The sequence below is a fragment of the Sphingobacterium puteale genome (genome assembly GCF_003627955.1).
GTDB lineage: Bacteria > Bacteroidota > Bacteroidia > Sphingobacteriales > Sphingobacteriaceae > Sphingobacterium > Sphingobacterium puteale.
The window spans coordinates 183,552-201,752 of sequence record NZ_RBWS01000010.1 but is presented as its reverse complement, the minus strand read 5'-3'; the positions used below and the strand labels follow the sequence as shown (position 1 = coordinate 201,752).

Annotated in this window: 17 protein-coding genes; 12 read left to right on the top strand and 5 right to left on the bottom strand. The window is 39.9% G+C overall.

Translation table 11 applies throughout. From position 1 onward, the window contains the following. Window positions 1-16: 16 nt before the first annotated feature. The 5 genes from D7322_RS14810 to D7322_RS14790 all read left to right on the top strand — a co-directional run bounded on the left by D7322_RS14810 (window position 17) and on the right by D7322_RS14790 (window position 6,103). On the top strand, window positions 17-985 hold the full coding sequence (locus D7322_RS14810) for a preprotein translocase subunit SecD (protein WP_121125061.1): 969 nt from the start codon (window positions 17-19) through the stop codon (window positions 983-985). Continuing rightward, window positions 982-1,899 (top strand): hypothetical protein, encoded by a 918-nt coding sequence (locus D7322_RS14805; protein WP_121125060.1) that lies wholly within the window; start codon window positions 982-984, stop codon window positions 1,897-1,899. The genes D7322_RS14810 and D7322_RS14805 overlap by 4 nt, the downstream gene beginning before the upstream one ends. Before the next feature lie 51 nt (window positions 1,900-1,950). Continuing rightward, window positions 1,951-2,577, top strand: a complete 627-nt coding sequence (locus D7322_RS14800; protein ID WP_121125059.1) for a hypothetical protein — start codon at window positions 1,951-1,953, stop codon at window positions 2,575-2,577. Window positions 2,578-2,734: 157 nt separating this feature from the next. Continuing rightward, window positions 2,735-5,182, top strand: coding sequence for an ABC transporter permease (locus D7322_RS14795; RefSeq protein WP_121125058.1), 2,448 nt, complete (start codon window positions 2,735-2,737; stop codon window positions 5,180-5,182). Between the two features lie 288 nt (window positions 5,183-5,470). Continuing rightward, window positions 5,471-6,103, top strand: coding sequence for a DUF1062 domain-containing protein (locus D7322_RS14790; protein ID WP_121125057.1), 633 nt, complete (start codon window positions 5,471-5,473; stop codon window positions 6,101-6,103). A 149-nt stretch (window positions 6,104-6,252) separates the two neighbouring features. On the opposite strand, the gene D7322_RS14785 is transcribed toward D7322_RS14790, so the two are convergent. Continuing rightward, the gene (locus D7322_RS14785; RefSeq protein ID WP_121125110.1) at window positions 6,253-8,718 is read right to left on the bottom strand and encodes a glutaminase family protein; all 2,466 of its coding nucleotides are present in this window, start codon (window positions 8,716-8,718) and stop codon (window positions 6,253-6,255) included. 351 nt (window positions 8,719-9,069) lie between these two features. Here D7322_RS14785 and D7322_RS14780 point away from each other — a divergent pair, with 351 nt between their 5' ends. Then, window positions 9,070-10,872: a mechanosensitive ion channel family protein gene (locus tag D7322_RS14780; protein ID WP_121125056.1), complete on the top strand. Its 1,803-nt coding sequence runs from the start codon at window positions 9,070-9,072 to the stop codon at window positions 10,870-10,872. A 2-nt stretch (window positions 10,873-10,874) separates the two neighbouring features. Here the strand turns inward: D7322_RS14780 and D7322_RS14775 are convergent, their stop codons facing one another. Next, window positions 10,875-12,329: an aminotransferase-like domain-containing protein gene (locus D7322_RS14775; protein ID WP_121125055.1), complete on the bottom strand. Its 1,455-nt coding sequence runs from the start codon at window positions 12,327-12,329 to the stop codon at window positions 10,875-10,877. A gap of 99 nt (window positions 12,330-12,428) precedes the next feature. Here D7322_RS14775 and D7322_RS14770 point away from each other — a divergent pair, with 99 nt between their 5' ends. Further along, window positions 12,429-13,310, top strand: a complete 882-nt coding sequence (locus tag D7322_RS14770) for a DMT family transporter (RefSeq protein WP_121125054.1) — start codon at window positions 12,429-12,431, stop codon at window positions 13,308-13,310. Between the two features lie 37 nt (window positions 13,311-13,347). Here the strand turns inward: D7322_RS14770 and D7322_RS14765 are convergent, their stop codons facing one another. Then, window positions 13,348-13,866 carry a GNAT family N-acetyltransferase gene (locus D7322_RS14765; protein WP_121125053.1) on the bottom strand — a complete coding sequence of 173 codons (519 nt, stop codon included), beginning with the start codon at window positions 13,864-13,866 and terminating at the stop codon, window positions 13,348-13,350. Between the two features lie 133 nt (window positions 13,867-13,999). Between D7322_RS14765 and D7322_RS14760 the strand changes: the two genes are divergently transcribed. The 5 genes from D7322_RS14760 to D7322_RS14740 all read left to right on the top strand — a co-directional run bounded on the left by D7322_RS14760 (window position 14,000) and on the right by D7322_RS14740 (window position 17,161). After that, window positions 14,000-14,611, top strand: coding sequence for an FMN-binding negative transcriptional regulator (locus D7322_RS14760; RefSeq protein WP_121125052.1), 612 nt, complete (start codon window positions 14,000-14,002; stop codon window positions 14,609-14,611). Between the two features lie 18 nt (window positions 14,612-14,629). Further along, window positions 14,630-15,169, top strand: a complete 540-nt coding sequence (locus D7322_RS14755) for a GNAT family N-acetyltransferase (protein ID WP_121125051.1) — start codon at window positions 14,630-14,632, stop codon at window positions 15,167-15,169. 9 nt (window positions 15,170-15,178) lie between these two features. Continuing rightward, window positions 15,179-15,913: a YggS family pyridoxal phosphate-dependent enzyme gene (locus tag D7322_RS14750; protein ID WP_121125050.1), complete on the top strand. Its 735-nt coding sequence runs from the start codon at window positions 15,179-15,181 to the stop codon at window positions 15,911-15,913. A 28-nt stretch (window positions 15,914-15,941) separates the two neighbouring features. Next, on the top strand, window positions 15,942-16,667 hold the full coding sequence (locus D7322_RS14745) for a glutamine amidotransferase-related protein (protein ID WP_121125049.1): 726 nt from the start codon (window positions 15,942-15,944) through the stop codon (window positions 16,665-16,667). Between the two features lie 176 nt (window positions 16,668-16,843). Then, entirely contained in the window at window positions 16,844-17,161 is a 318-nt protein-coding gene (locus D7322_RS14740; protein WP_146190990.1) for a hypothetical protein, read from the top strand. A 49-nt stretch (window positions 17,162-17,210) separates the two neighbouring features. Here D7322_RS14740 and D7322_RS14735 read toward each other — a convergent pair whose 3' ends face one another. Then, window positions 17,211-17,501, bottom strand: coding sequence for a putative quinol monooxygenase (locus D7322_RS14735; RefSeq protein ID WP_121125048.1), 291 nt, complete (start codon window positions 17,499-17,501; stop codon window positions 17,211-17,213). Then, complete coding sequence (locus tag D7322_RS14730; protein WP_121125047.1) at window positions 17,498-18,109, bottom strand: NAD(P)H-dependent oxidoreductase; 612 nt, start codon at window positions 18,107-18,109, stop codon at window positions 17,498-17,500. Before D7322_RS14730 ends, D7322_RS14735 begins: the two co-directional genes overlap by 4 nt. Between the last annotated feature and the right edge of the window lie 92 nt (window positions 18,110-18,201).

Below are 18,201 nucleotides of genomic sequence, written 5' to 3'. Positions count from 1 at the left end.
TATAACCAGAAATATTATGGCACAAGAAGTCAATCATTATATCGCGACCGGTAAAGACAGATCCAAAACGATCAGTGGACAGTACGGTGACCTCAGTGGCATCTGTCTCTTTGAAGACGGCAAATTCATGTTATATGGTTATGCTACCATGGTCTTTGGCTCTTATGTCTTTGAAAAAGATTATCTTCTTTTCTATCCAGACCAGTTACCGCAATTTCAGTTATATGCATGCCATAACCCCACTTTAGGAGATGACGTATCTGTCAATTTTAGAGGCTTCGAAGAGGGAAAGACTTCTGTACAGTTTGGAGACGACAGCATACAACCAGTTTTCAACGATGGGGCCAATTGTTTCGATTTCCCCTATATCTATGAGCAATCGCACCCGATGCCACAGTTGAAATTCACTGTACAATATGAAGGTTTTGATGCTGGCCCGGTATACCAAACATTCCACTATCAAAATGACCAACGCTTCAATGACTTCATCGCAATCTATAATAAACCACAGCGAGCACGGGCGAATTTCGGTGCCTACCTGTATTTAACTGAAGATAAAAAGCTCGCCATTAGTCTTTCTAATTATGGCGGCAGAAAGGGCTTTTTAAGAGAAAACCAAGCAGACCCTACTCAAAAGCGCTGGCTTGAAATACTAGCAATGAAAAATGAATATGATCGTGCTGGAAGCATTATGCCGACTGCAATATTTTCTAATGCGGCCTATAACATTTCTTATCCCGAGCTAGAAGAATATAATTTTGACAAAGCGACAAATCAATACATCAGCAAGTCCGCGGAGGATAATGACCAAGAGCGCGATCAGGGTGATCGCTATCTGCGTCAATATACCAAAGAGCCATTAGTACCCAAACAAGATAAGTTTGACACCAAAGCTACCGCTGCCGCAAGTCTATTTTTTGCCAGCTGTGACAAACCTGACGAATCGTACAATCACATTAAAAGAAGAAAAGAAAAAACTAAATGATCAAACAAAGTTTATACCTCATCCTATTGCTATTACTCGCTACAAGTAGTTATGCACAATTGAATTTGCGAAAAACGATTTTGCAAAGTGATTTGATTATTTCGATCAATAACCATCGTCAGGACACTATTTGGGACAATGACCATACTTTGCAGTCATACACGCAAATGGATAAAATAGATTCAGGCAATGCGTTTATCCTACGCAATAAACTCAAATCTACACCACAGACACTACGAATCAAGAATTATCTGGGGCAGGAAGGCTTCTTCTCCAATGATATTAATCAGCCTTTCTCTTGTCTCGTACCAATGGTTATCGATATAAGCAAACACTATCAAGATATATTTTTCATAAAAAAGGAAAAAGGGCAGTATAAACAAGTATTGACGTTATCAAATGTAGAGGATGCACTCTTTCAAGCTTATAAAAAGCAGATAACAAGTAGCAGCAATTTTGAAAACATCAAAAATGAAAACGAACGGTTTTCCAAAACCCTGGACTGGTTTATCGAGAATGGTCTACTACCCGATGGCGAATTTATAGCCTATTATAAACAAAAAGGTATCACCACAGATTCTATATTATACACCGAAAAACAATATCAGACGGCCCTACAACAATTTCAACTGGGGCATGAAGATCTGTTATCCCTAATCAAAAAGAAATACCCTGAAGAGGTAAAACAATATTACACTCAAAAAATGAAGGACATTCTACTTATCGAAGAACCTGATTATAATAATTATTATGAATTCGACAAAGCTATTTCTGCTCTTACCGATAGCTTTAACAGCGACACCAGTTCCGCGGATTATATCTTGTGCAATGCACTAACATCCGAAAAGTTTGAAAAATATGAAAAGAGAGATATTATGGTACATTTACTAAAAGTCGCAAGTGAGTGGAAATAAGTAATGGTATCAAGTTTGCTTAGCGTAACGAATAGAAAACAGTGATCGACCATGCGTACTATTATATTAGTTATATCATGTATCATCCATATCGTTGCCTATGGACAGCACCGTACGGTTCGCCAGATCGTAGATCACGTGATTCATTCCTATAACAATAAAGACAGCATCGCTTTTAATGCACTTCTTAACAAAGACGTTGGTCTCTATTTCATCACCACTTTGGGAGTCAATAATCGTTGGACATATAGTCCAAAAATCTCCTTTAATCACCATACAGATTGCTCGATCAACAACCCTTACCAAGATTTTCTGGCGCAGGATCAGATTTCAAACACAACCAAAAAAAATATAACCTATAGCAATCAACCTTTTTTCGAGTGTGAAACAATCTATAAAAAAGGGATATTTGTCGCCAATAAAGGTAAATACCACACCTTATCCGAATCTATTAATTTTTATAAAACACACTATTCAGACATTATCGGCGAAGAAATTACATCGAATAAAAGGCAGGAACTAGACTATCTCTATAGCAGGGTAAAGCGTATCGAAACCCGGAGTCGACGGATTATTGTCAACAGCGACACGGGTACTTTTATTTTTTATATCACCAAAATTGACGGACAATGGTGGTTAACGATTATAGATTTTGCCAGCGCTGACTGCAGCGTATAATTGTCCGCATCTGAACAAAAACATGTTCGAATATGAACAGTCTCCCTCTCTAACAACAAAACATAAACAACTAAAAACCAACACACTAAAACAATGGCAAATCAATTGCAATTCTATTTTCACATGAAATAGTCATCTATTTATAATTGATATCGCTATGTTAAAAAACTATATAAAAACTGCTTGGAGAAGCTTAAAAAATCAACGCTTCTTCTCATTAATAAAAATAGGCGGTTTTGCCTTTAGCATAGCGATCTGTATGCTCATTGTTTTGTATGTAAAGCATGAGCTGAGCTATGATAAATTCTACAAAGATGCTAACCTGCTTTTCAGGGTCGTAGGCGTGGTCAATAAAGACAATACTGTTCTAAAAGGGTTATCGCTGCCTGCCCCAGCGGGCACTACTTTAAAAGAAGAATTTCCGGAAATTATTGCCTCCGGAAGACTACTAACAAACCCGCTGTTTGGTGCTGGAACCAATCAAGTCGCCACAACGGGCAATACTGAACTATTTTCTGAAGAAGGCTTTTGTTTTGCGGATCAAGCGATCATGGATTTCTTCCCTACCAAGACAATCTTCGGTTCATTAAGCCATGCGCTTGACAATCCCAAGACCATTGTAATCACCAAGCGAAAAGCAGCAAAACTGTTTAACGGAAATCCGATCGGAAAACGCATCTATCTAAATAATGATAAATCAAACGAGTATTCCATTACGGCAGTCATCGATGATATTCCCACAAATTCCAATCTATATGGATATGATTTCTTTATGACTTTAAGTGGTCATGAACCTTATGAAGGTGAAAAATTAAATTGGCTGGCCTCCAACTATACAACCTATTTTAAAGTCCGAGAAGGGACCGATATTCAACAATTAGAAAAGAAAATCACAAAATCTTACATCCAGGATCATTATAAACCCGCTATAATTAAAGCAGGGATGACGGTCAATGAAGAGGTTTGGAATACTGCAAGAATGACTTTACAGCCCTTGGAAAAGATTCATCTATATTCCAATGACGTGCAAACGCATAAGATTGAAAGTCAAAATCGTGGAGATATTCGATTGGTCTATATTTTTAGTGGAATAGCAACATTCATATTGATTATCGCAATGATCAACTTTATCAATCTGTCTACTGCCAATGCTGTTACACGTGCAAAAGAAGTTGGTGTCCGGAAGACAATCGGCTCCGGTCGAAAAGCCCTCATTATACAGTTTATGACGGAGTCCTTTTTATACAGTGGAATTTCGATCGCATTTGCCTTATTTTTTGCTGTACTTCTACTTCCCTTTTTTAATCAGATTGCCGGCAAATCCTTGGTTTTTCCTTGGACAACCTGGTACTTTATCCCTACCCTTGTCATCTTTGGTTTATCGATAGCTATTGTATCTGGAATTTATCCCGCAATGTATCTTTCTAAATTCAAGCCAATTGCCGTGTTAAAAGGAAACGTAAACCTAAAATCTAACCGCAACTGGTTTCGAAATGGACTTGTTATCTTCCAGTTCGCAACATCTATCATCCTGATTATCGGCACCCTGGTCATCAACCAGCAAATCAACTATATTTTAGATAGAGACCTAGGTTTCAATAAAGAGCAGGTGCTCATATTAAGAGGAACAGGCACTCTGGATGGAAAGCAAAGATTATTAAAAAACGAATTAAAGGAATTGTCCAGTGTGACTTCTGTCTCTATAGGTGATTATCTACCTGTTACCATGGACGGCGTAAAACGTAACGGAAATTCATTTTGGAACGATGGTAGACAAAATCAAGACGTGGGTGTAGCCGGTCAGAACTGGATTGTTGATGATGATTATATCGCCACCTTCGGGATCAAAATTCTCGAAGGCCGTAATTTCAACATGAACATGCCAACAGATTCTGCGGCGATAATAGTCAATCAAAAGATGGTAAAAGAGTTGAACATCAAAAATCCGATCGGTGCAAAAATTCGAAATTATGCAACTTATACAATCATTGCCGTGGTCGAAGATTTTATCTTTGGGAACATGCGTAATGAGGATGTTAAACCGCTGGCACTGGTTATCGGCGGTAGCCCGAATATGATGTCCGTCAAACTTAAATCAGACAAGTTGGAACAAAGTATTCAGGAAATTACGAATGTTTGGAACAAATTCTCTCCAAATCAAAAAATCCAATACACCTTCTTGGATGAAGGATTCGCCATGTTATATGCAGATGTACAACGGACTCAGGTTATTGTCTCAACCTTTGCCGGTTTAGCGATATTTATTGCCTGTTTGGGCTTATTTGGACTTGCCGCATTTGTGACCCAGCAGCGGACAAAAGAGATCGGCATCCGGAAGGTTCTTGGAGCCAGTTTGCTCGGAATTATAAAATTGCTATCCACCGATTTTATAAAACTTATTTTCATAGCCATTCTAATCGCCTGTCCTCTTGGCTGGTGGGCCATGAACACCTGGTTACAGGACTTCAATTACAGAATCAGTATTCAGGCTTGGATATTTATACTTGCAGGAATCGCCAGCATGTTGATTGCATTTGGAACTATCTTCTACCATGCGCTAAAAGTAGGACGTATAAATCCGGTCAATAGTTTAAAAGATGAATAATTTCAATTTAATTACCTAACTTAGCATATAGACCAAACGATTACGTTTTGAACACAATTCTTAAATTTATAGTTGCTTAGTTAGCCTCACAAACCACAGGCTAATCATTCTTTTATTTGGATAATCCTATCCAAACAGGTTTTCATTTGATTTTATTATTCACCCTACTGCTATAGCAAATATTTCTTTTTGCTATGCAGGCCATCCATAACCTCGTGTTTCGATAGCAGAAAAATCGTGAATAATATCAAAAAAATTGACAAAGAATATTAAGCACGACTATAAATAATGCAAAAGAAATATATATGGGCTGTCAGTCCCAACAATACACCATTACTAAAGAAATCATGTAGCCACTGCGATAGCAAACAATTTTATTGCAGTGAAAAATTCAGAATAAATGCACAGAAAAAAAACGTTGACGTATGGTTGATTTATCGATGTGTAAAATGCGACAGCACATACAATCTGACCATATTTTCACGTACCCGACCGACTGCAATAGACAGTATATTGTTCAACAAATTTCAAAATAACGATACAGAACAGGCTTGGAAATATGCGTTTTCCGAAGAAATGAGAAAAAAGAATAAGGTGGAAGCCGATTTAACCACAGTAAGCTATACTTTACAATATGACCAGATTTCAAGCGATGAATTGCTGTCTTTGAATGAAAGGATCTTAACATTTGAGGTGGACTATCCCTTTGACTTTCAACTTAGGCTATCATCCCTCATTCGTACCTGTCTCAACCTTTCCTCAAGACAACTCGATCAACTCATCACGCAAGAAGCAATTACGGTAGCGGGGAAAAAACTACAGAAAAAACATAAGCTAAAAGACAAAGATCGCATTGAAATTGATTTTAAAAAACTTAAAAGTGTGCTGTGTAAAGAGTACCAAAGTCTACTAACGGGTTGATCTGATCCTCGATTATCTGAAAACAGATAGTCTCAATTTCTGGAACTGTTTTAATAAAATTTATAGCTTATCACAAAAAAGGGAACCGTTGGTTCCCTTAATTTTTTGTATCAAAATGTATTACTTTTTATTGTAAGATATACATCTCCCTATTTTTGCTGAAGTTTATCCGACAGCATCTTCATGTAAAAACCGCCTACAACACTACGCGCCTTAAAATTCTCACGTATCCCCGTATTCGCATCGTAAAAATCATTTAATGGAACACGTGATTCTGTTTGGATCGCATGGTTGAACACCGGATGCACCAAAGCTTCAAATTCTTCTCTTGTCGGTGCGAAAGTTGCTGTCCACAAAATCCAGTCGTTTTTGGTATATGCTTTTCGGCTATCCAATGGAATGCCGAATCTACTTTGCTTAGTAAGGTAATACTTAATCTCCGTGTTGTAGACTTTCTGTGGAAACAGATTCAATCCCAGCACCTTGTCCCAGATCAGGTTATATTTTTGGCTCCAGGTATTTTTATCGTCAAATGTCAGCGCGTAATGGTCTCCGGCATCTGCCATTTCCATCCATTTTGGCACCATCTCCTCTGCGATGGCACGATATTTCTTCGCCGTCTCAGTTTCACCGATCGCCTCAGCCATTTGCGCATAACAGGCAATCCCCACAATAGCCTTTACCGATAAGTTTACGTTACGGGCAAGATGGCCCGCAAAATCATCTGTACATAATTGTGTTTTCGGATCAAAACCATCCTTTACAAGGTAGTCTACCCAAGTGGTGAGCGTCTTCCAGTGCTTACGTGCATAGCTCACATCCCCCTGTACTTTTGAAATCGCGGCTGTCAAAATAATCATATTTCCGGACTCTTCGACAGGCATTGGCTCGCCATAAGTCTGTCCATTGGCCAATGGATATGTACCCAGATCATGTGCCGCCCAAGGGTGAGGATATTTGCCACTTTCACTAAAGTAAAAGATACCCGTCAACATGCCCTTCAACAATTCAGGATTATAAATCAGGTATAAAGGTGCAGAGGGGTAAGTGACATCGACCGTATTGATAAAACCACCACTGTTGTTCTCTTTGGACAACCAGAGCAATTCATCCTGTGGACTTTTCACCAAGGTGTGTGCAGCAATACTCTGACGATAGGCCAGTGTTGTTAAATGCGCATATTCCTTTCCCCCTGATTTCAAAGCATCAGCATAAACTTGTTTGTCGAAAGCAACACATCTGTTCATTACTGTGCGGTATTCATTGGCCGCTAATGTGAGTTGATTTTCGATGGTTTCCTTACCCGAATTATTCCACCAGGGCCGCAGATCTTTTTTGAAATATTGGATAGCATAAATTTCATCATAGCCAAGTTCAACAAAACGTTCGACTTCCGTGTTGCCCACCGTCCCAAAAGGAATAATTGTATTCAAGGATAATGCTGTTCCCTTTGTACTAGTTGATTTTGTATTCCCTTTTCTAAAATTATCCACAGCCGTTGCCATCGGACTTACAAACTGCCGTGCTTGATTCTCCTTTGGTGAGGCAACGTAGAAATAGCCCCAGTCGATACGCATATCATCAGCTCCTTTTTGTAAAATAGGTTGTTCGACTGTCCCTGTTTTCAAAATAGCTAATTTGTCAGTCTCATATTTTTCAGCAACGACCTCCTGTGATGGTTTATAAACCGCAATGTTGGATGCAGCACTTAAAAAGACTTTTACAGCATGTTGTTTTCCATCATTTGCTTTTACCTGATAGGTTATATAAGATACAGGCCTAGCCAATAGATTCAGATCATCCATCAACAGCGGCGACGTAAATGTAAGCTTCAGATCGACTTTACCTGCCTGGAAGTTATATACGGTACGTGTGGCTGTTATCTCCACATCTTTCTGTATGGCAGTTTGTATCTTTGCTCCCTCCTCTTTGAGCCTATCTACCAGGCCAAAGTCGAGAAAACGGCCTCCGGCAGTATTGCGAAGATGTATAGCAATCTGATTTTTGCCAGCCTTTAGGTCTGACTTATTTATCGGCAAGTACTGGAAGCTGTTTGTCCAACCCGCCTTTTCATAAACCTTTTTTCCATTTAAAAACACCATGACATTATCATCGTGGTTCAGTTTTAAGAAGAGTTCATTGATGCTTTTCGGGTCAGTCACATTAAAGGTACGACGTACCCAGATATCATCCGATTTCCACAAAGTCTTGACATGTCTTTGATCATCACCTATAGGGGCAGCACCTGATTTCCAGTCACTGGCCTGATAAGAAGAAGACTGCCAGTCCCCCGCAGGTTTGGACTCAGTATATTGTAGTGTAAAGGACTGATCCTCCGCCGTAGGAAGAATCGTTTTATAATTGGGTTCCTCTTTCCCAAGAAAACGATAAATATTGCCGTCGACATTGATCAGTCCCAAGAGCGAATGATCCGCTTCGGTCCAATGTTTGGTAGTCGATGCATTCAACTGATCCGTCATTGACCAGATACTAAAGTTTGGATTGTGGGTAATCAATGGGTAAGCTGGAGCTTTTCTTTGTTGCGCCTGTGCATCAAAAAAGCTCGATATACAAGCTAACAAGCAACAAATACTCACTTTTCCGAGTTTGTTCATTTTAAAAATAGGTTTTTTAAAGGGTTTAATCATATATTTTGATAAAATTAGCAGCCTAGCTGTTTTCAGGCATAAAAAAGAATCAATAAAAAATGCCTAAAGAAAAACATGAGCATCACAACAAATAACGTTGGAATAACTGACATTCAACAGCCTCTCCGTATCATTTTATATGCAATTTATATCATATTGCAGCAGGTCCCCAAATAGATTGGGCGATAAAAAATACAATCGGAAAAGATTAGAACATCCGATAACTGGGTGCAACAAAAAACATTATTATCTTTGGCTATCCGATCAGAACGAGTTTGGTCAGACTGATCGATTGGAATCAATTTTACCTTGGAGAATATGAGAAGATTTTACATTTTTTTCTTTACGATTATACTATGCTTTTGTTCAACAATCGTTGGGCTCTATGCACAGGAGAACGATTCAATCAATAAAAAAGAACTTGGTTTAAGTACCTTATTAAATGATATCCGACAGCAACAGATCAACGATTCACTCGAACGTCAGAAACTACAGCATGAAATCGCCAGTCTCAAGAGTCAGAATAGTGCCAAGAAAGAAAATCTAAAACAACAGCTCAACAACTTTGACGAAGAAAACAACCTGCGCAAGCAACAGTTAAAAATCAAAGTTGACTCGATCAAAAAAAACACCAAACGTTATGCCGTCGCACCATTTAATGACACCCTCTTTTATATCTATAACAAATTAGGGTCATCCCTGGCCAAGGATCGCGCTTACAATGTGGTCAACAGAATTGAGAATCTCTATGAAGATGATTTTGTAAAAGTAGATTCCTTTAAAATCGAAAACAACGAAATCAGCGCAGATATTGTTTACAAAGATCTGATCATTACTTCCATCACAGAACTTGACGCCCTATTGGAAGGGAAAAGCAAAGAAGAGATTGCCACACAATACCTCAAGCGTATCCAACAGGCCATCAGTCAGGAAAGAGCAGACAATAGCATTGCCAAAGTATTGATCCGTACAGGACTTGTCCTCCTTATCCTTGTGGTCTTTTCGATTTTGGTGTATTTTATCAATAGACTAAAAAGATATGGCACGAATCGCCTATTGAGCGAACGTACAGAGCGGATCAAGGATGTTAAGATCAAAAATTATGTATTTCTAACCTCGGTTCAGAAAACCCGCATTTTCATTAACATGATCAATATTGCGCGTTGGGGACTGATTGTGTTGATCGCTTTTATCATGCTTCCCATTGTTTTCAGTGTTTTTCCCTTTACGCAAAGCTGGGCATCCAATCTGATCGGACTTTTTACCAAACCCCTGAAGAAAGCGGTCTTCGCCATTTGGGATTATATTCCAAATCTGATCACCGTTTTTGTCATTCTCTTTGTCATGCGTTATGCTGTACGGTTTGTGAAATATATTTTCAACGAAATTGATAAAGGGAAATTGGAGATCAATGGCTTTCACCGGGAGTTTGCCATGCCTACCTTTACCATTGTCCGATTTCTGCTACAGGCCTTTACATTGGTACTTGTATTTCCCTATCTTCCGGGAGCAAACTCTGATATCTTCAAAGGAATCTCTGTTTTTATCGGAGTATTATTCTCTTTGGGATCATCCTCCGCTATTTCAAATATTATTGCAGGTCTCGTCATTACCTATATGCGCCCTTTCCGCATCGGTGACCGGATCACAATTGCGGATAAGACAGGTGTTGTCATCGAAAAATCGCCCTTGGTAACCCGGTTAAGGACAATTAAAAATGAAGAAATCACCATTCCAAATTCGTCCATCCTATCAGGCAATACGGTTAACTATTCGACCTTTTCAGAAGAAGGAATATGTTTTCAGGTTGAACTCACCGTCGGCTATGAAGAACCTTGGCAACGTATACACGAATTGCTCTTAAATATTCCCTCACGTATAGCACGTGTCAATCAACTTCCGGCACCATTTGTATTACAAAAAAAACTAGATGATTTTTATGTCCTCTACGAACTGAATGTCTATATTTCCAAATCTGCAGAAATTGAGTTGGCCAAATCCGAAATTTATCAACATATTCTAAATGACTTTCTGGCTGCAGGCATTGAAATGAATGGCCCGCACCTATTTGCAAAAGTGGATCATGTACCCCAATATCAACCTAAAAACACGGATAAATAGTATTAAAGTCTGAATTCTATTTTTGGATCAGTTTTATTGGCATGGAGCATCATTTTGGCTAGATTTCCCAACTGTGCCAACGCAAAACGGAGTTCATCCGTCCATGGTAGTCCCAGACAAAGGCGCATACAATTTTGAAATTGATTTTGCAGGGTGAACATTCTCCCCGGGGCAATACTTATTTTCTTTTTTAATGCGTAATTGTAAAGCTTTGTCGTATCTATACTTTTTGGCAGCTCGACCCAGAGTGCTAGCCCTCCTTGCGGTCTGCTGATCCGCGTTCCTTCCGGAAAAGATTCCGCGATCACATGGGCAAACCGTTGATAGTTTTCCAGCAATGTTTTCCGAAGTTGATAAAGATGATGATCATACCTCCCTGTTTTCAGAAAATTCCCTACCGCCTCGTGAATCAATGTTGTCGACGACAAGGCATGGATTAATTTCAGACGGAGAATCTGATCCTTGTATTTACCTGCTGCCACCCAGCCCACCCGGTAGCCAGGGGCCAATGTTTTTGAGACCGAGCCACACCATAACACGTTACCATCATCGTCAAATGTTTTGCAACATTTGGGTCGTTCGCGACCAAAATAGATATCGCCATAAGTATCATCTTCAATCAGCGGAATAGCATACTTAGCGAATAATCTGACCACTTCCTTTTTATTTTCATCAGGCATACAATAGCCCAATGGGGTATTGAAATTGGGCACCAGCAGACAAACATTGATTTCGGGCAATAGACGTTCAAGCGCATGGATATCAATTCCTGACATTGGATCGCAGGTCAATTCAATGACCTTCAAACCCAAACTCAGAACCAACTGCAAAATACCGGGATAACAGGGACTCTCCAGCGCAATCGTATCTCCAGGCTTGGTCAATGCCATCAAACAGAGCGATAAAGCATGCATACAACCATTCGTCGTAATGACATCATCCGCTGTCAATCGACCATCCCAGCTCAGGGAACGGGCCGCTACCATCCTCCGCAATTTTAAATTCCCCTGTAGAGGTTCATATTCAGCACCGCCCGCATCCAATTCCCGGGTTGCTAGTACGATTTCCTTTTTTAATTTAGCCAAAGGCAGTAAATCCCCTGAGGGAACACCGATGGAAAACAAGGTTAGGTCTTTACGGCCCATATTCGCGTAGACGCTACTGATCAGCTCATTGGGTTCAACACTATCCTCCACAAGGCGTATCTGGCCAGTTTCGGGCAGTTGTAATCTGAATTGGGGCAACGCGTTCACAAAATACCCTGACTGTGGTATCGCATAAATTAGTGATTGCGCCTCCAATGCCAGGAATACCCGCTTAGCTGTATTCATACTGATACCATGTTCTTTACTCAACACGCGCACCGATGGTAGCCGTTCATTGGGCCTGAGAACACCATTTTTTATTTTACTCGCTATATTTTGAGCCAAAACACTATATAGAAAGTCTTTTCCCATTTTGTAAATATAACTGTATCCATCAATTAAACAAAAACTGTAACTGTACTCAATATTAACTATTCGCGAGATTTGTATCAAAATGTAGATCATCTGACAATGAGCATCAATACAGAAGTAACGAAATCATCCAGCGGTTTGCTGAACGGTTTAATGGGTGTCATTATATTTAGTGGATCATTGCCCGCAACACGGATCGCAGTCTTAGATTTAGATCCATTCTTTGTGACCGTATCCCGTGCTACGATCGCAGGCATACTCGCCCTTATCGCATTATTGATCAACAAGGAAAAATTCCCTCAAAAAACACAGTTTTTATCCCTTGGTATTGTTGCGTTGGGCGTAGTCATTGGTTTTCCCTTATTGAGTGCCTTGGCTTTACGCTATGTAACCTCCGCGCATTCCATTGTCTTTGTAGGCATACTTCCCGTATCAACCGCAGTTTTTGGTATCATTCGTGGTGGCGAGCGCCCCCGTCCGGTATTCTGGATCTTTTCGATATTGGGCAGTCTTTTGGTTGTTGGATATGCCCTCAGGCAAGGTATATCTTCCTCTCCTGCTGGCGATATACTCATGCTATTGTCTGTTATTCTTTGTGGACTGGGTTATGCCGAAGGGGGCAAGCTTTCAAAGACATTGGGGGGCTGGCAGGTAATTTCCTGGGCATTGGTATTTTCATTACCAATAGCGCTGCCTTTGACTTATATTTTTGTTCCAACCACGGTAGCCCATGTAAGCATCGGAGCCTGGACAAGTCTTGCTTACGTTTCCCTCTTTAGCATGTTTATCGGTTTTATCTTTTGGTATAAAGGATTAGCTCAAGGCGGTATCGCCTCTATTGGACAGCTACAGCTCCTTCAACCCTTCTTTGGTCTAATCTTAGCCGCAAGCCTACTTCACGAAGAAGTGAATATCGGGATGTTATTCGTTACCATTGGTGTCATACTCTGCGTGGGTGGCGCTAAAAAATTTGCCAAATAACAAGACATGAAGCACAACAGGCCTTGTCCGCTAACAATTATAAAACCAACACATACATCAGTTCAGCTGCGACAGTGCCATCCGGCCATTCGACCTCACGGGAATGCGTATAGGTAAATTTAAAGGCTTGATTAGCTGCCTTCGACGATTCATTCCCCGCGCGATGCGATACGGTGATCTGAGCACATCCTTTTTCGCGGGCCCATGCAATACGTGCCTGATAAAATAATCTTGACAGCCCTTTTCCGCGATGGGGTTCACGAACAAAAGAAGCAATCAGAATAGCATTTGAGGCATCATCACGGTCCACCACCACACCTGTCAGTCCGACGATAGCCTCTTGATTGTATAGTCCAAACATCGCACAATTTTCATTCTCAAGTAATGCCACCCAATCCTGCTGGCTATAGGCCGCCTCCCGCTGATAATTACTACCAAATACCCCCGGATCGGTATGCAATGCTTCCAGCCTAATCTTCTTATAGTCTTCCCATTGTACTGGAGCTATGCGCCGCAACACGTAATTTTCTTTGCTTATTTCTTCTTTTATTATCATCAAAGTAAATATAACCAACAATCTCAATTATACCCGTTAAAATTTTCACTGGACTATCCACATTCTTGGATTTGGACCATTTACTCCGATCACTTTAGCCCTATTTTTGTTGTGATCACGAAAACACCCTTGTATGTACGTACCCAAACATTTTCAATTTGAAGACTATACGGAACAGGTCGAATTTATGAAAGAATATAGTTTTGCAACGATTGTATCCATTAAAAACAATATTCCGATAGCGACACAACTTCCTTTTCAGATCAACGAACATGCTGATAAGCTATTTTTAAGCTCACATTTTGCTGTTGCAAATGAGCAGGCCAGTGGTATCGCAGACAGCGCTTCCTTGGTTATTTTTTCGGAACCACATGCCTACATCTCCCCTATGCATTACGACAAGGAAGAAAGCGTACCAACATGGGACTATATCGCTGTACATGCCTACGGAACAGCACGGATTATAGACAATGAGGACGAAAAAAAAGTAATGCTTGAACAAATGATCAAGACCTACGACAGTGCTTATTTAAACCAATGGCAAGGACTGTCAGATCGTTTTAAAAAAGGCATGACGCGAGGTATTGTTGCCTTTGAGCTGGAGGTAACGGATCTACAGGGGCAAAAAAAGATTAGTCAGAACAAGGCGCCCGCTGAAAGGGAACGTATTGCTACACATTTAGAGAAAGGGGGCAATTCTGTCGAAAAAAGCATCGCTAAATCTATCAGAAACTTACAGTCTTAATTTATTATACACGGTCACATGGACAAAAATTCAACAAACATAAAAATCCTCAAAGTGAAAATGACTGATATTGATCTATTGCAAAGTATAAGTCAGCAGACCTTCATCGAGGCATTTTCCGAAGCCAATACAGCAGAAAATATGACGAAATACATGGCGGAAAAATTCTCGAATGAAACATTATTGGCTGAATTGAGCAATCGAGGGTCGGAGTTTTATTTTGCACAACTCGGTAATAGGATCATTGGCTACCTCAAAATAAACAGTGAACAGGCGCAAACAGAATTACAAGATGAGCATGCACTGGAAATAGAACGTATCTATATATTACAAGAATTTCATGGGAAAAAAGTCGGGCAGCTTCTTTATGAAAAAGCATTGGATATCGCTAGGTTAAAAAATGTTAGGTTTATCTGGCTGGGTGTATGGGAGGAAAATTATCGTGCAATCAGTTTTTATCAAAAAAATGGTTTTGTCGCCTTCGATAAACATATTTTCAGATTAGGTGATGATGAACAAACTGATATTTTGATGAAAAAAAGTGTCGTTAACAATTAATTTCAAACTATGAATGCGACTATCAGTGACAATATAAAAACGATACTCCAGCGTATCGAAAAGGCTTGCCAGAGTAGTGGTCGAGATCCAGAAGAAGTAAAATTATTGCTCGCAACAAAAACTGTAGCAGCAGAGCGCATAAAAATCGCTTTACAAACTGGACAGACCTTAATTGCCGAAAACAAGGTCCAGGAACTAAAGGAGAAATACGAAGATCTCAAAGAGATTCCACACATCAATCATTTTATTGGACATTTGCAGACCAATAAAATCAAAGAAATCCTTAAGTATAACGTTTCCTGCGTGCATTCTGTTGATCGCTTCGATTTAGCTCAAAAGCTCCATCAGCGGCTCACAGCCGAAAATAAAACAATAGATATACTCATTCAGGTAAACACATCTTACGAAGAGAGTAAATATGGTGCTGCTCCGGATCAGGTCATTGACCTTGTCAGACAGATTTCGGTTTTCAATACCTTACGTATAAAAGGCCTGATGACGATCGGTCTGCTGAGCGCCGAGGCTGAACGAGTGCGCAAGTGTTTCCAGTTGCTCAAACAGATTCAACAAGAAATTATCAGGCTCGACCTCCCCAACGTGACAATGCAAGAATTATCCATGGGAATGAGCGGGGATCTGGAAATAGCAATTGCCGAAGGCGCAACTATTGTTCGGGTGGGCACAGCAATATTCGGACAGCGAAATACACCCGATAATTACTATTGGAACGAGAATTTGATGTAATAGAAAATCTGATCTATAAATAGAGCTTATGCATGTGCATTTTATCCAGCATGAAAATTTTGAAACCCCGGGTGCGTATTTACAATGGGCGTTAACACGACACCATAAAACGAGTTTCTCTAGGGTATATCAAAATGAAACGCTACCGCAAGATAGCGTGATGATAGACCTATTGGTTATTATGGGTGGTCCCCAAAGTCCAGATTCGTCTCAACAAGAATATCCCTATTATGATGCTCCTGCTGAAATTGCATTGATTAAGAAATGTATCCATACCGGTAAAGCCGTCATTGGGGTTTGTCTGGGCGCACAATTGATCGGTGAGGCGCTAGGAGCAATATACGAACCGAGTCCGGAAAAAGAAATAGGCGTCTTTGCAATCCAACTTACTCAAGACGGTTTACAGGACGAGAAAATACAGCATTTTGGTAAATCCCTTCCTGTCGGTCATTGGCATAATGATATGCCGGGGCTCAGTCCGGACAGTCAGGTACTCGCGACCAGTGTTGGTTGTCCGCGACAGATTGTAAAATACAACGATTTGGTCTACGGTTTCCAATGCCATATGGAACTCAATTCAGAAGTTGTTGAACTGCTGATCAAAGCAGAAAAAGATCTTTTACACAAAAGCCAAGCGCACAGGTTTGTCCAGACCCCAGATCAAATCCGCGGTTACGACTTTACCGAAATGAACAATAAACTATTTCAATTTCTTGATCATCTGGAAGCTACCTATCGGTATAAGAAAAAATAGCTTTTAAAAGAGACCGTACTAGTAAGAAACTCAGACACACAATAGATCAACTGTTATCTGTATTAACCTCGTAGGACTTAATTGGCAAAAATAATGCATCAAACATCCGATTTATACTATATTTTAGCGCTGAGGTCAAGAAAAAAATGTAGATTTAGCTATCAAACAACATGCAGATGGATTTTAAACTTAGGTATCTTTTGAGCGGAAGCATCTTATTAATCGTAGGTCTTGTGCTATTTTCCTGTTCGGTTAAAAAGAATGACGAGAATTTGATTTGGTATGAAAATCAGGTTATTGAACAGGTCGTCCCTGATCAGGATTCAGTTTACAGGATACAGATCGGTATGATGGCAGCCTCTTTTTGGTTAGACACCAAAAATGGTGAACGAAAAGATGAGTTAAGCCTTTTACAAAAGAGTTTAAAGCAGCGGAATAAACTGACCATCGGCGTAGAACAGGGAACCAATAGAATCATTCGTGTTGATAAATAGCAGCCCATTTTTATCCCCCACCCAGTCTCCTGACTTTACCAAAATACTGTCAGGCTATCCTTTCCATGTGATAAATCTGCGGCGTCTCTTGCAACTTCTCCTCCGCCATTCGTGCGAAAGCCAGGATATAAGGCTGCTGATTATGGTTATCCAGTCCCGCACGGCTTTCCCAAATTTCATAAAAGATAAACTGATTCTCATCGTCTATCGTGTGATGTAGGTCATATTGAATACAAGCAGCTTCTTTGCGGCTTTCTTCGACCATATGTTGCAATGTAGCCAGGACTTCGTCTCGATACAACGCATTTGCTTTTAAAATAGCGGTTATATAAATCCTCATGATAATTGATTCTCAAAATAAAATACTTCTTCCAGATATTCTTTATACTCTTTTTCGTAATTGTCTACACGTTCCTGCGTTGCACCCTTCTCCATATCATGAAAATGGAAACTTCCGATACTTTCCAGTCCCGCAAATTGATTCATCTTATGGAAACCGAACAGAACGCCCTCGTCAACAGAATGTTGATCAAAAAATTCCCCCTCCATGGTGAATGCAGTATCTGGCGCATTCCAGCTTGTGGTCACAAAATACTTTTTCCCATGCATTAGACCACCGGTGCCATAATTGATTGCGGGATTCTTGCGTGAACGACCATCACTCCGATAGATTCCATTATTGTGCCCGGCTGTAAAAACTTCATCGATATAAAGCTTCAGACGATTGGGTACCTGAAACCACCATATAGGAAAATGATACACGATAATATCCGCCCATTTAAAATTTTCTGCTTCTACCATCGGATCAAATACATCGTTTACATTTGTCACACGCGTTTCAAATCCGTTTCTAACTAAAGTTTGTACCGTCCAATTCGTAATTGTAGTATTAAAAGAACCACCAGAGTGTGCGAATTCCTGCCCGCCATTGATAATAAATATATTCATCTCTATAATTTTTCTTATTGATAATACAAATTTCTATCATATTTTTAAATCACACAAATAATTTAAATTGTATATTTGTATCATTAAAATAA